The following is a 14102-nucleotide window of genomic DNA, read 5'->3' as shown; positions in this document are numbered from 1 at the left end:
TTGACGAATCCGCTCACGCGTCACATCAAACTGTTTGCCCACCTCTTCCAGGGTGTGGTCGGTGCTCATTTCAATACCAAAACGCATGCGCAGCACCTTGGCTTCGCGTGGCGTCAAACCATCCAGAATGTCCTTCACGACATCGCGCAACCCGGCCTGCATGGCGGCTTCTAGCGGTGCGGTGTTGTGGCCGTCTTCGATGAAATCGCCCAAATGTGAATCATCGTCGTCACCAATCGGCGTCTCCATCGAGATCGGCTCTTTACTGATTTTCAAAATCTTGCGGATTTTGTCTTCCGGCATCTCCATTTTCTTGGCCAGCGTCGCCGGATCCGGCTCAAGGCCGGTTTCCTGCAAAATCTGCCTGGAAATACGATTCATCTTGTTGATGGTCTCGATCATGTGCACCGGAATACGGATGGTGCGAGCCTGATCGGCCATGGCGCGCGTGATGGCCTGACGGATCCACCACGTGGCATAGGTCGAGAACTTGAAACCCTTGGTGTAGTCGAACTTCTCGACCGCGCGGATGAGGCCGAGGTTGCCTTCTTGGATCAGGTCGAGGAACAGCATGCCGCGGCCGGTGTAGCGCTTGGCCAGCGAGACGACGAGGCGCAGGTTGGCCTCGAGCAGGTGATTCTTGGCGCGACGACCGTCGACCGTGATCCACTCGAGCTCCTCGAGCGCCTTGGGTGTGATGCGTCCGCCCTTGCCCAGCTTCTCCTCGGAGAACAGGCCTGCCTCGATGCGTTTGGCGGGCTCGACCTCCTGGCCAGCAGTCAGCAGTGAGACCTTGCCGATCTGCTTCAGGTAGTCCTTGACCGGGTCAGCGGTCGCGCCGGCGACCATGACCTGTTGGACGGGCTCATCAGACTCATCAGCCGCCGAGATCACGTAGGACGACTTCTCGTCCTCCTTGAGCGTCGGGTCGGTGGCGAGGTCCTTCTCGAACTCCTCGTCAGGGATGTCAGGCAGGATCTTCTTGCCCGAGGCATCGACCTTGACGGTGCCGTCGACGACAGCGGGGACCTCGAGCGCATTGGCGAGATCGATGCTGGCGGGAATCTTCGACTCCTCTTCGCCGACGACGGCGGCCTTGGCGGGTGCCGGCTTCTTCGCGGCAGCCTTCTTGGCGGAGGTGGCTGTGGTCTTCTTGGCGGTGCTGGATGCGATCTTGGACACGGTCGTTTCTGTTTTCGCAGGGGACGGGGACGAAGTGCTGGTCTTCTTGGCTGCCGGACTCTTCTTGGCCGGTGCTGCCTTCGCCGCGGTGGTCTTCTTGGCCGGCGTCGTCTTGACTGGTGCCTTCCTTGCCGCCGGCTTCGGTGCTACGGCCTTCTTGACTGGTAACTCCTGTGCTGGCTCCGTGGGCTCGGTCTCGACAGACCCTGTGAGGCGCTTGGTGACTGCCCGAAGGCGGGATCCAGATGCGGGATTTACCGGCACGTCAACCTCACAAGCGGTAGAAGGGCGCAACAATGAGGCCTGTGGTCAACCTCTGGCTCAAGTGTGCCACGAGGCGCCAAGGCGTTTCATCTCAGGGTGTTCTCAGGACCGGATGGCCCAGGTGTGCACCGGCTCCCCTGCGTGCATGTGCCCCTCGTACGCCACTGTGGTCGCACGCATCGCGGCCATGCGGTCGGGCGCCGAGCGCAGCTGGTGAGCGAACTCATCGATCAGCCACGTCGCCCCGTTGCGCCCGGCGATGCACCGCTGCTCGATGATCCCGAGCAGCCTGTCGGCGACGGCCAAGTCGACGCCGAGCTGTTCGAGACCCACATGCGCCAGCGGCAGGAGACGCCGCAGGACGAGCTCCCGCGCTGAGACAGCGCCGACCGACGGCCAGTAGAGCTCGGTCTCGATACCGGCGCGCGACGCCTGATGGAAGTTGTCTTCGGCGGCGCTGAACGACAGCTGCGACCACACCGGCCGGTCGCTGCTGCCGAGCACCTTGACCAGGCCATAGAACAGGGCGGCGTTGGCCATCGTGTCGATCACCGTGGGTCCGGCCGGCAGTAGCCGGTTCTCGATACGCAGGTGGGGCCGCCCATCGGCGACGTCGTAGATGGGTCGATTCCACCGGTAGACCGTGCCATTGTGCAGGCGCAGCTCGGACAGCTGCGGCACGCGGCCCGCCTCCAGCTCGACGAGAGGATCCTCCTCGTCGACTATCGGCAGGAGCGCCGGGAAGTAGCGGACGTTCTCCTCGAAGAGGTCGAACACCGACGTGATCCACCGCTCACCGAAGAAGACCCGCGGTCGCACGCCCTGGGTCTTCAGCTCCTCGCTGCGCGTGTCGGTCGCCTGCTCGAAGAGGGCAATACGTGTCTCGTGCCACAGCTGCCGTCCGAGCAGGAACGGCGAATTGGCGCCGATGGCGACCTGTACACCGGCGATGGCCTGCGCAGCGTTCCACATCGGCGCGAAGTCGTCGGGCTCGACCTGCAGGTGCAGCTGGGTGCTGGTGCACGCGGCCTCGGGGATGATGGTGTCGGCCGTCGTGTCGAGCCTGTCGACGCCGTCAATGACGATCTCGATGTCCTCGCCGCGCGCTGCCAGGATTTGCTCGGAGAGCAGGTGGTAGCGAGGATTCGCCGAGATCGAGTCGCGGCTGAGGTGGCCCTCCTGAAGGGTCGGCAGGATGCCGATCATCAGCAGGTGGGTTCCCACCCCCGCAGCCTTCGTCTGTGCAGCGTTGAGATCGTCGCGCAGCGACGCCTGGAGCGTGTCGAGCCCAGCGCCGTCGATGCGGGCGGGCGGGACGTTGATCTCGATGTTGAACAGGCCGAGCTCGGTCTGGAAGTCGTCGTCAGCGATCGCCTCGAGGGCCTCGGCGTTCTTCAGTGCCGGGTTGGCTTCGTCATCGACGAGGTTGAACTCGATCTCGATGCCGACATGGGTGTGCTCGAAGGTGAAGTCCTGCTCGGAGAGCATGCGGGCGAACACGTCAAGGCACCGCCTCACCTTCGCGCGGTAGCGGGTCCGGTCCTCGCGGGTGAACTCACGCGCATCGACGTCCTGTCCCATGGCCCCAGACTAGGACGATTCCGGGTTCACGGCTTCGCTGCTGGCGCGAGAAATCCATCTCATGCCTCCGAGGCTCGATCATCGTCGCTGCGAAAGCCCGTCCAGCAGGTGGGCGAGATGCCGGCCTCGAGCATCTCGAGCATGAGCCCGGCCATGGAGTAGTCGGGGTCTGCCGTCATGGCCCTCTCGACGGCGATCAGCGCCTGGGCGCCGTCTCCGGTGAGCCATGCCGCGAACGCCGCAAGGCTCAGGACTGCCGGCTCGAACGGCGGGACGACGTTTCGTGAGATGAGTGTCAGCAGGCCGAGCATGCGCTCGGCGTTGGACCTGACGATCTGAGCCCAGATCTCGTCGCGCACGGAGACACCAGACGCCCACACGAAGAACCGCACGAGCTCGTCGTCGGTGAGTCTCTCCTTGGCGAGACCTCGGTCGAGGATGGGCTGCACGACCCGCATGCCGACTGCGGCCAGGTCGCCCGGCTCGGTGTTGGCGACAAGCGGCACGACCCCCTCAAGCACGGCGTTCGTCGCATTCTCGAGCCAGGTGCGCCGCACCCCGGTGACGGGGCCGAAGCGGTCGACCAGTGCCTGGCGGTCGGGGAGGATCTGTTGACCCGCGGCGATGGCGTGCACGACGGCGATGTGGTGGTCCGACGTCTCGTAGGCGATGCCCGCCACCGGGAACCCCGGATCGGTCGTCCAGTAACGCGACCCGTCGGCCCGGATCGACACGATGCCCTCGATGTCGTCGAATCGCTCCTCGACTGCGGGCAGCAGCAGCTCGGCAACGTCCTGCCGCTGGGTCACGGCCACCAGGATCGCTCCTTCGGCGCCCTGGCGGCGCAGGTGTCCGGCCACCACGGCGGCGAGCGTCTCGATGTTCGAGAGGTCGTCGGGGATGTCGACCCGGAGCCTGAACCCGAATCGTCGACGTTCTCCGTGTGTGGCGATGGCGACCAGGGACTCAGAGGGCGCGAACCCGAACAGGGTCGGAAGGGTGGCGATGAGGTCGGGAACGTCGTGGGCGGTGTAGACGGTGCGGGTGTCGGTCATCTGTCAACATTCACCGTCGGGCCGCATCGATGTCATCAGCAGTCAGGCGGGCGGTGGACGACAGGGCCGTCGTGAGGCGCGTGTGGACGAACGCGGCGAATGAACACGTGCACTGTCCGACCGGCACGACACACTGGGGCCATGCGGTCAACGGCATCGATCATGCATCTCGACCTCGATGCCTTCTTCGCGTCCGTCGAGCAGCGCGACAAGCCCTCGCTGCGGGGCAAGCCCGTCATCGTCGGCGGCATCGGCCCACGAGGAGTGGTGGCCACGGCGTCCTACGAGGCGCGCGTCCACGGGGTGCGATCGGCGATGCGGACGGCCGAGGCGCGGGCCCGGTGCCCGCACGCAGCCTTCCTCGGGGGCCGCTTCGACGCCTACCGCGAGGCGAGCCGCCTCGTGATGGAACGGCTGCAGCAGGAGTCCGACCTGGTCGAGCCGCTCTCGCTCGACGAGGCGTTCGTCGACCTTGCCGCAAGTCCAGATTTCGACAGCGCATCGGTGCTCGACACCGTTGAACGCATCCGTGCAGACATCGCGGCGGCGACAGGTGGGCTCACGGCGTCGGTCGGCGTGGCTTCGTCCAAGCTCATGGCCAAGATCGCCAGCGAGGTCAACAAGCCTGACGGGGTGTTCGTCGTGGAGCCCGGCACCGAGGCCGACATCCTCGGCCCGATGCAGGCCACCGCCATCCCGGGCATCGGTCCCGCCACCGCCGAACGGCTCAGGCGGGTCGGCATCCTGACGGTCGCGGACCTCCGGTCCCCCGGCGTCGACGAGCTCGTACGGCTCCTCGGGCAGTCGTCGGGCCGCTCGTTGCACCGGCTGGCACGCGCCGACGACGACAGGCCTGTCATGGCCTCGCGCGAGACCAAGTCCGTCAGCGTCGAGGACACCTTCGAGCAGGACATCTCCGACCGGCTGCAGCTCGAGTCGATCATCGAACGCATGGCACGTTCAGTGTCTGGGCGGCTCCGCAAGAACGGCCTGTCCGGACGCACCATCACCCTCAAGATGCGCCACCACGACTTCGAGACACACACCCGGTCGTCGACACTCCCGCACCCCACCGACAACGCCCGCCTCCTCGCCACCACGGCCCGACGGCTTCTCGACGGTGAAGACATCAGCAACGGTCTGCGGCTGCTCGGCGTGGGCGTCAGCGGTCTCGCCGACTGGGTGCAGGACGACCTGTTCGCTGCTGACGATGACGAAGACCACGCCACCGACGAGGAGGTCGTCGAGTCCGCACCAGAGCGCCCAGCCCGTTGGTACCCGGGCATGGACGTCCACCACGGCGATCACGGCGACGGCTGGGTGTGGGGGGCCGGGCTCGGCCGCGTGGCCGTCCGCTTCGAGACGCGCTGGACGCCTCCCGGCCCCATTCACACGTTCCGGGCAGACGACCCCGTGCTGGCCGCGGGCCACACCGGTACGTTCGACGCATGACCGTCCCCAATCCCTCGACCCCGCTTCCCGTGGCGGAGCGTCGCCCGATCACCCGCAGCCACCACGGCGACGACTTCATCGACGACTTCGAGTGGCTGCGCGACAAGGACGACCCGGCAACGATCGCCTACCTCGAGGCCGAGAATGCCCACACCGACGCCGCGACCGCACACCTCGAGCCACTGCGCCAGCAGATCTTCGACGAGATCAAGGCACGCACGCTCGAGACCGACCTCTCGGTGCCGGTGCGACGGGGCGGCTGGTGGTACTACGCCCGCACCATCGAAGGTCAGCAGTACGCCATCCGGTGCCGATGCCCCATCGCCGACGTCGACGACTGGAACCCACCCGTGCTCGAGGCCGGCACCGACATCGCCGGTGAAGAGGTGTTGCTCGACTCCAACGCCGAGGCAGACGGGCACGAGTTCTTCTCGCTCGGCGCGTTCAGCGTCAGCGACGACGAGAACCTCCTGGCCTGGTCGGTCGACACCCAGGGCGACGAGCGCTACACGATCCGCGTCAAGGATCTGCGCACCGGCGAGGTGCTGCCCGACGAGATCGCCGCCACCAGCGGCGGTGCCACCTGGTCGGCGGGCGCCACCCACCTCTTCTACACGACGGTCGACGACGCGTGGCGGCCATGCCGCGTGTGGCGCCACCGCATGGGCGACGCCACCACCGACGACTTCCTGGTGCTGGAGGAGCCTGACGAGCGCTACTTCGTCGGTGTCGGCCGCACCCAGTCCGAGCGGTTCCTCGTCATCGGCCTCTCGTCCAAGGTCACCAGCGAGGTGCGCGTCCTCGAGGCCACCGACCCCGAGGGCGAGTTCCGGGTCGTGCTCCCCCGCCGCGACGGCATCGAGTACTCCCTCGAGCATGCAGTCATTGGCGGCGAAGACGTCTTTTTGGTCCTGCACAACGAGAATGCCCTCAACTTCGAGCTCGTCTCGGTGCGCGTCGACGACCCCGGCACCCGCACCGTCATCGTGCCGGGCAGCGACGTCACCCGCCTCGAGGACGTCGACGTCTTCGCCCACCAGCTGGTCCTGTCCTACCGTCGCGATGCCCTCTCGCGCATCGGCATCATGCCGCTGGGCCCCGACGGAGTCGGCGAGCTCACCGAGATCGAGTCCGGCGAAGAGCTGTTCACGAGCGGGGTGGGGGGCAACGCCGAGTGGGACCAGCCGCTCATCCGCGTCGGCGTCGGCTCTTTCATCACGCCAGCCTCGATATACGACTACGAAGTAGCCACCGGAAGGCTGCTGCTGCGCAAGCAGGCACCTGTGCTCGGCGGTTACGACTCCGATGAGTACGAGCAGCACCGCTCGTGGGCGGTCGCCGACGACGGCGTCCGCATCCCGGTGTCCATCGTCTCGCGCAGGGACACACCTCGCGACGGCACCGCGCCAGGACTGATCTATGGCTACGGGTCGTACGAGGCCAGCATGGATCCGGGCTTCTCGGTGATGCGCCTCTCGCTGCTCGACCGCGGGTTCGTCTTCGCAATCGCCCACGTCCGCGGCGGCGGCGAGCTGGGGCGGCACTGGTACGACGACGGCAAGATGCTGCACAAACGCAACACTTTCACCGACTTCGTCGCCAGCGCCCGGCACCTCGTCGACGAGCGCTGGACCTCGGCCGACCGGCTCGTCGCCGAGGGCGGCAGCGCCGGCGGGCTGCTCATGGGAGCCGTGGCCAACATCGCTCCTGATGCGTTCGCGGGCATCGTCGCGAGCGTCCCGTTCGTCGACAACCTCACCACGATCCTCGACCCCAGCCTGCCGCTCACCGTCATCGAGTGGGACGAGTGGGGTAACCCGCTCGACGATCCCGAGGTCTACGCCTACATGAAGTCGTACGCCCCGTACGAGAACGTCGGGGCGCACCCGTACCCGGCGATCCTTGCGGTGACGAGCCTCCACGACACCCGGGTGCTGTACGTCGAGCCAGCCAAGTGGGTCGCCCGTCTGCGAGTCACTGCCACCGGCGATGCGCCGATACTCCTCAAGACCGAGATGCACGCGGGCCATGGCGGGGTCAGCGGGCGTTACGCCTCGTGGAAGGAACGGGCGTGGGAGCTGGCCTGGATCATCGACACCGCGGGTGCGTCCAACGCTTCGGAAGCCTCATCGTCACCCTCGAGCTAGATCGAACACACGCTGGACAGCCTTCGTCAAAGTGGTCGTGCGCTTGGCCGGGACACCCTGCCCGCCGCAATCGCCACGTCGCCCACGGAGCGGCTGATGCGCGCCGAGGCACAACAGATTGCTTCGGTGTGGGCGGGCTCACCCGGCTGGGCGACGGCGTGCTTCTCTGTCCGTCAGTGATGAGTGGACAAGTAGTAGCACACGCACCCTAAGAAGCCACTGAGAGCGGAATCCTTCGGGCCTCTCATGCGTTGAAATCACTGAAGACATCCTGATGGGAGAGCACAGTGACCATGAATATCGAAGGCAAGGACAGCGTCGGCATGTACCTCGCCGAAATCGCTCGCACTCCCCTGCTCGACGCCGTGCGCGAGGTCGACCTCAGCAAGACGGTCGAGGCTGGCCTGTTCGCGCGACAGCTGCTCGCAGAGGGCCGTATCGGCCGTCGTAAGGGCGGCGCACCAAAGTCTGCCACCGAGGACGAGCTGATCTGGCTCGCAGAAGAGGGCGACCGGGCTGTCCAAGAGTTCATCCAGGCCAACCTCCGGCTCGTTGTTTCCATCGCCCGCAAGTACGGCCGCTCGGCAATGCCGATGCTCGACCTGGTTCAAGAGGGCAACACCGGATTGATCCGCGCTGTCGAGAAGTTCGACTACGTCAAGGGGTTCAAGTTCTCGACCTACGCCACCTGGTGGGTGCGCCAGGCCATCACGCGCGGTATCGCACAACAGGCCCGTGTCGTGCGTCTGCCAGTTCATGTTGTCGAAGAGCTCAACCAGGTCACGGCTGCGCGCCGCAACCTCGAGCGGCAGCTCGGCTACGACCCGGAGCCTCAGGAGATCGGACTCGAGCTCGGCATGGAGGTCGACCGCGTCATTGACCTGTTGTCCTGGGGCCGTGACCACGTCAGCCTCGACTCACCGGTCGATGAGGACGGCGACACCTCGCTGGGCGATCTCATCGCCCGGGAGACCATGCCCGGACCCGACCTCGCGGTCATCGACGACGAGTCGCGCCACCTGATCTCCAAGCTCGTCGACCACTTGGGCGAGCGAGAGGCAGACATCGTGCGCGCACGCTACGGGCTGCTCGACGGACGCCAGCAGAAGCTGGCCGACATCGGCAAGAGGCACGGCATCTCTGCTGAACGCGTCCGTCAGCTCGAGCGCGAGGCCCTCGCCACCCTGCGCAGGCTGGCCGATCCGGACCTGGCCGCCTAGCCGCCGGCCTCGGCGGACCGAGACACGAGCTCGTCCCAGATTCCCCCGACGATGGGGCTGAGCTCGTCAAGCGGGCCGGTGTTGTCGATCAACAGATCGGCGGCACCGGTCCGTTCTTGTCTGCTGGCCTGCGTCGCGATGCGAGCTCGCGCATCGTCCTCGGACATTCCTCGCGACACCATGAGCCGGTTTACCTGCACCGCCTCGGGAACGTCGACCACGATGACGACATCACAGTGCGCAGCCAGCCCCATCTCGACGAGCAGGGGGTTGTCGTGCACCACGATCGCACCGGGGTCGGCCACACGCTCCCTCGCCGTAGCGAGCTCACCGATGGCCGGGTGGGTGATGGCGTTGAGAGCCAGCAACGCTGAGGGTTCGGCAAAGACCAGGGCGCCCAGCGCTGTTCGGTCAAGAGATCCGTCAGACGCGATCATGTCGGCACCGAACCGAGCGGCGATCGCCGCGATGACAGGGCTGCCGGGCTCGACGACCTCGCGAGCCAAGATGTCGTAGTCGATGACCACGGCCCCATGCTCGCCGAGCAGAGCGCTCACCGTGCTCTTGCCCGAGCCGATGCCTCCGGTCAGGCCGACTCTGAGCATGCCCCGACTCCCGGCATGTCTAAGGTGCGGAGTCGCCGAAGGTGGTGACGTGGACGTGATCCATGTGGTTGGCCGTCGGACTGCCACGATCAGACATGGCACGCCAGCCGTCGCCCGCGCGCTGGACGGTCCAGATGCGTTGCTGCCAGATAACCTGGCTGATACCCAGCTTGGCGGCGTTGGCCTGGGCAAAGTCGGCAATCTTCTGGCCGATTGCCACGTCACCGGCGATCATGATGTCGATGGCCTGCCCCGTGGCGTGCTCACCGCGGCCCGCGAGGCCGCCGTAGGTGGCGATCGACGGGAACTTCGCGCACACCGCACGGTGCACCTTGATGGTGTCGGGGCGCAGGCCGTTCTCGGGTTCGGAGCCGGAGGCGCACGGCGAGGTGCCGATCGGCACGACCTTGACCGGCATGGCCTTGGCGATGTTCTTGACGGGCACCCAGCGGGGCAGGCCCTTGTGAATGATCTGCGCCCAGTTGCCCTTGATGACACCGGTGATGTCAACCTGATCTCCGGACTTGACGGACGCCAGGACCGGCGACGAGTCCGCGGCGTTCGCGTGGATCTCGAGGGCCTTGACGGCGAACCGTTGACCCTCGACCTTGTTCTCCGCGGCTGCCTCGTTCGGCAGCGGCGGACGCTCGGCGCTGCGGCTGATGGTGCCCGCGGCGACCTTCTGGGGCAACACTGCGGGCGTGCGGCCCGCTGCTGCATCCCCGGCCTGACCGGAGGACACGGCGAACAGGTCCTGGCGAGATGCGGCTGCGCTGCTGGTTGAACCATCATGGACGACCACGGCAGCCCCGGCGGCTGCGATTGTCAGCAGACCAGCAGCGGGGAGAATGGCGCGCATCGTGCGTGATTGACGGCGGGGAGACCTTGCGACCTGCCTGTGGCGAGAATCTGCCACGGAATGACCACCTTGAAACGTCGGGGAGTATTCGGGTTCAGCGTCCGAGTCAAGCATACTTTGCTTGTCGGTTCACGTCGGAGCACTGCAATCCCGCGGTTGACGTGACTGACGTCTCACCATGTGGAGGTTGACGTTGCTCGAAATCCTCACCGCTGCCGACAGCTCACTCGCCCAGTCGAACGTCGCCGGGGCACTCGCCGCGGCGGGGCTGGGGTCCGGAGACAGAGTCGTGCTGCTCGTCCCCGGTTCGGCCTCCTACGTCAGTGTCGTGCTCGGAGCCACCCGCAGCGGCGTTGTCCCGGTGCCACTCGACCCACGACTGACACCCTACGAACGCGACGCGATCCTGCGCGACGTGGAGCCGGGCCTCGTGATCGATACGCCGGAGGCTCTGGACGAGCTGCTCGTCGGCGCACCGCGCGACATCGCCCAGTCGCCGCGGTGCCGGCCGATGCACTTCACCTCGGGGACCACAGGCCGGCCCAAGGGCGTGTGGTCGGGGCTTCTCGATGACGAGGATGCTGCGCAGCTGGTGCGCGAGGAGCGCGACCTGTGGGGCTTCTGCGAGTCCGACCTCGATCTCGTGGTCTCGCCGATCTATCACTCTGCACCGCTGAGGTTCGCGATGGGCACGCTGCTGGCGGGCGGGTCCATCGCTGTCCTTCCCGGGTTCGACCCTCCGGTGTTCGTCGCCGCGGTGCATGAGCTGCATCCGACCACGATGTTCTGCGTGCCGGCTCATCTGCAGCGACTGTTCGCGTGGCTCGACGGCGACGGCAACGGCGACGGCGACGGCGCCGGAGTCGCCAGAAGCGTCGACGCCGCGTCGTTCCGCCTCGTGGCGCACGCCGGCGCGCCATGCCCCGAACCGGTACGACGGCGTGCCCACGACCTGTTCGGCACCGATGTCGTGTGGGAGTTCTACGGCTCCACCGAGGGTCAGTTCACGGCATGCTCAGCCACCGAGTGGCAGAGGCATCCGGGCACCCTCGGTCGGGCCCGGCCGGGCCGCGTGGTCTCGACCGACGACGACGGCCAGCTGTGGTGTGCGGTACCGCCATGGGCCGGCTTCACCTACTGGAACGCGCCCGAGAAGACGGCTGCGTCCTGGCGGGCCACCCCCGACGGACCGGCGTTCAGCGTCGGTGATCTCGGCCGCGTGGACGACGGTTGGGTCTACCTCGACTCACGGCGCGAGGACCTGATCATCAGCGGCGGCGTCAACGTCTATCCGGCCGAGGTGGAGGCCGCACTGGCTGACACCGTCGGGCTCGTCGACCTCGCGGTGTTCGCGCGGGACGACGCCCGCTGGGGCCAACGCGTGTGTGCGGCCTACGTCGGCGATGTCGACGAGGCCGCGCTGCGAGCACGGGCTGAGTCGAGGTTGGCGCCACCGAAGCGGCCCAAGACGTACGAGCGGCTCCCATCACTCCCCCGGACCGCGACCGGCAAGGTTCGCCGGTCCGAGCTGTGACCCCCTGCCCGCGTCGTGGTGGCTAGACCGCCTCTCCGACGTAGTTGAAGGTCTTGCGGTACTGCTGCGGAGTCGTGCCCCTCGCCGCGGTGAAGTGGTGCCGCAAGGTGGCCGCGTTGCCGAAGCCGACGCGTGTGGCGATCTGCTCGACCGACAACGTCGAGTTCTCCAGCATCTCCTCGGCCTGGGCCAGACGCTGGGTCGTGAGCCACTGCAGAGGTGTCGTGCCGGTCTCGTCACGGAATCGTCGGGCGAAGGTGCGCGCCGACATGTGCGCCTGGTTCGCGAGCTTCTCGATGGACAACGGCTCGTCGAGGCGATCGGACGCCCAGGCGAGCAGCGGCGCCAACGTGTCGCACTCGGTCTGGCCCATCGGCGTGCGGACGTACTGCGCCTGGCCCCCATCGCGGTGGGGCGGAACGACGATGCGCCGGGCAGTGGTCGTGGCCACCTTGGCGCCGAACACCTGCCGTATCAGGTGCAGGCAGGCATCGATCCCGGCCGCCGAACCAGCGCCGGTCAGCACGAGGTCGTCCTCGACGTAGAGGACGTCTGCGTCGACCCTCGCGAGCGGAAACCTCTCGGCCAGGAGCGAGCCGTAGCGCCAATGGGTCGTACAGGCCCGTCCGTCGAGAAGGCCGGCCTCACCCAGGATGAAGACCCCTGTGCACGATGACAGCACCCGCGCCCCGCGGTCGTGGGCCGCTCGGACCGCCGCGGCAGCCTCCGGCGAAGGTTCGAGGAAATTGCGTTTGGCCGCGACCACCACGAGGTCGGCGTCGAGTGTCTCCTCCAGGCCATGGTCGACGAGGTAGTCGTAGCCGGCCGTGCCCTTGACCCGTCCGGGCCGTGGGGTGCACACCACGTAGTCGAACTGCGGGTTGTCGTCCTCGGGGTGGTAGGGCTCAGCCCACACCTCACCCAGCACGCCGAGCGTGAACGGCTCAGCTCCGTCCTGCACGATCACGGCAACTTTTCTCACCGAATCAGTGTCACAACAATCTGGCAGTAAATCAATGCACACTGGCATTGCTGCCACTGGTGGCAGATTCCCGGTCTGGCAAGAATTACTGCCATGTTGATTCTCATGCTCGCACTGGCACTGGTGCTCTTGATGACTGCTTCAGGGATCGCGCTCGCCCTGACTATTCTCCACGACGGGTACGGAACCCGCCCCGGTCCGCGAAGCCACGTTGACGGCTTCGACACCCACATGCGAGTCAGGTGACGCAGAAACGAAGAACCCCCGGTCCGTGTGGACCGGGGGTTCTTCGATGGTGATGGGTGACTACTCGCCGCCCGTGAGCTTCTCGCGGAGCGCCTGCAGCGCCTCGTCCGAGGCGAGCGAGCCCTCCTGCTGCGGAGCGTCGGTGTCGCCGACGGTGTCCGAGGAGTAGTTCGCGGCCTCGGAGGCCTCGATGCTGGACTTCTCGGCCTCCACGATCTGCTTCTTGTGTGCTTCCCAGCGCTCGTGCGCCTCGGCGTACTGCTTCTCCCACGTGGCGCGGGCTTCGTCGAAGCCGTCCTGCCACTCGCCGGTCTCGGGATCGAAACCGTCAGGGTAGATGTAGTTGCCGTCAGCGTCGTAGGACGACGTCATGCCGTACAGCGTCGGGTCGAAGTCGTCTCCGGCCGATGCTTCGGTCTCGTTGGCCTGCTTCAGCGACAACGAGATACGTCGACGCTCGAGGTCGATGTCGATGATCTTGACCATGACGCTGTCGCCGATCTGCACGACCTGCTCGGGGATCTCGACGTGACGCTCGGCGAGCTCGGAGATGTGCACCAGGCCCTCGATGCCCTCCTCGACGCGGACGAACGCACCGAACGGGACGAGCTTGGTCGCCTTGCCCGGAACGATCTGACCGATCTGGTGGGTGCGGGCGAAGTGCTGCCAGGGATCTTCCTGCGTGGCCTTGAGCGACAGCGAGACACGCTCGCGGTCCATGTCGACGTCGAGAACCTCGACGGTGACCTCATCGCCGACCTGGACGACCTCGTTGGGGTGGTCGATGTGCTTCCAGGACAGCTCGGACACGTGAACGAGACCGTCGACGCCGCCGAGGTCGACGAACGCACCGAAGTTGACGATCGAGGAGATGACGCCCTTGCGGACCTGCCCCTTCTGGAGCTCTGTGAGGAAGTTCTGGCGAACGGCCGACTGGGTCTGCTCGAGCCAGGCACGGCGCGACAAGACCACGTT

Annotated in this window: 11 protein-coding genes; 4 read left to right on the top strand and 7 right to left on the bottom strand. The window is 66.6% G+C overall.

The features are described from left to right. The 3 genes from H7290_RS15525 to H7290_RS15515 form a co-directional block, all read right to left on the bottom strand. On the bottom strand, nt 1-1182 hold a 1182-nt coding region (locus tag H7290_RS15525; protein WP_290514926.1), incomplete at its 3' end, for an RNA polymerase sigma factor. Between the two features lie 366 nt (nt 1183-1548). Then, a complete protein-coding gene (locus H7290_RS15520) occupies nt 1549-3027 on the bottom strand; it encodes a glutamate-cysteine ligase family protein (RefSeq protein WP_290514925.1) in 1479 nt (492 codons plus the stop codon). Nucleotides 3028-3086: 59 nt separating this feature from the next. Then, on the bottom strand, nt 3087-4082 hold the full coding sequence (locus tag H7290_RS15515) for a DUF4192 domain-containing protein (RefSeq protein ID WP_290514924.1): 996 nt from the start codon (nt 4080-4082) through the stop codon (nt 3087-3089). A 141-nt stretch (nt 4083-4223) separates the two neighbouring features. On the opposite strand from H7290_RS15515, the gene H7290_RS15510 reads away from it, so the two are divergent. From H7290_RS15510 to H7290_RS15500, 3 genes are all read left to right on the top strand, one after another. Further along, the gene (locus tag H7290_RS15510) at nt 4224-5534 is read left to right on the top strand and encodes a DNA polymerase IV (RefSeq protein WP_290514923.1); all 1311 of its coding nucleotides are present in this window, start codon (nt 4224-4226) and stop codon (nt 5532-5534) included. Next, on the top strand, nt 5531-7681 hold the full coding sequence (locus H7290_RS15505) for a S9 family peptidase (protein WP_290514922.1): 2151 nt from the start codon (nt 5531-5533) through the stop codon (nt 7679-7681). The genes H7290_RS15510 and H7290_RS15505 overlap by 4 nt, the downstream gene beginning before the upstream one ends. Nucleotides 7682-7974: 293 nt before the next feature. Further along, a complete protein-coding gene (locus tag H7290_RS15500; protein ID WP_290514921.1) occupies nt 7975-8901 on the top strand; it encodes a sigma-70 family RNA polymerase sigma factor in 927 nt (308 codons plus the stop codon). Here H7290_RS15500 and coaE read toward each other — a convergent pair. Together coaE and H7290_RS15490 are read right to left on the bottom strand one after the other, a co-directional pair. Further along, on the bottom strand, nt 8898-9506 hold the full coding sequence (gene coaE / locus H7290_RS15495) for a dephospho-CoA kinase (protein ID WP_290514920.1): 609 nt from the start codon (nt 9504-9506) through the stop codon (nt 8898-8900). The genes H7290_RS15500 and coaE overlap by 4 nt on opposite strands. 19 nt (nt 9507-9525) lie before the next feature. Next, complete coding sequence (locus tag H7290_RS15490) at nt 9526-10365, bottom strand: SH3 domain-containing protein (RefSeq protein WP_290514919.1); 840 nt, start codon at nt 10363-10365, stop codon at nt 9526-9528. A gap of 187 nt (nt 10366-10552) precedes the next feature. Here H7290_RS15490 and H7290_RS15485 point away from each other — a divergent pair, with 187 nt between their 5' ends. Continuing rightward, complete coding sequence (locus tag H7290_RS15485) at nt 10553-11899, top strand: AMP-binding protein (protein WP_290514918.1); 1347 nt, start codon at nt 10553-10555, stop codon at nt 11897-11899. A 22-nt stretch (nt 11900-11921) separates the two neighbouring features. On the opposite strand, the gene H7290_RS15480 is transcribed toward H7290_RS15485, so the two are convergent. Continuing rightward, nucleotides 11922-12881, bottom strand: a complete 960-nt coding sequence (locus H7290_RS15480; RefSeq protein ID WP_290514917.1) for a helix-turn-helix domain-containing protein — start codon at nt 12879-12881, stop codon at nt 11922-11924. A 306-nt stretch (nt 12882-13187) separates the two neighbouring features. Beyond that, nucleotides 13188-14102, bottom strand: a 915-nt coding sequence (locus tag H7290_RS15475; RefSeq protein WP_290514916.1) for a S1 RNA-binding domain-containing protein, incomplete at its 5' end; no start/stop codon positions are given.

Origin of the sequence: Aeromicrobium sp., assembly GCF_014378035.1 — a bacterium.
In the GTDB taxonomy this organism is placed as follows: Bacteria; Actinomycetota; Actinomycetes; order Propionibacteriales; family Nocardioidaceae; genus Aeromicrobium.
The sequence above is the reverse complement of the archived record's forward strand: the minus strand, read 5'-3'. Positions and strand labels throughout refer to the sequence as shown.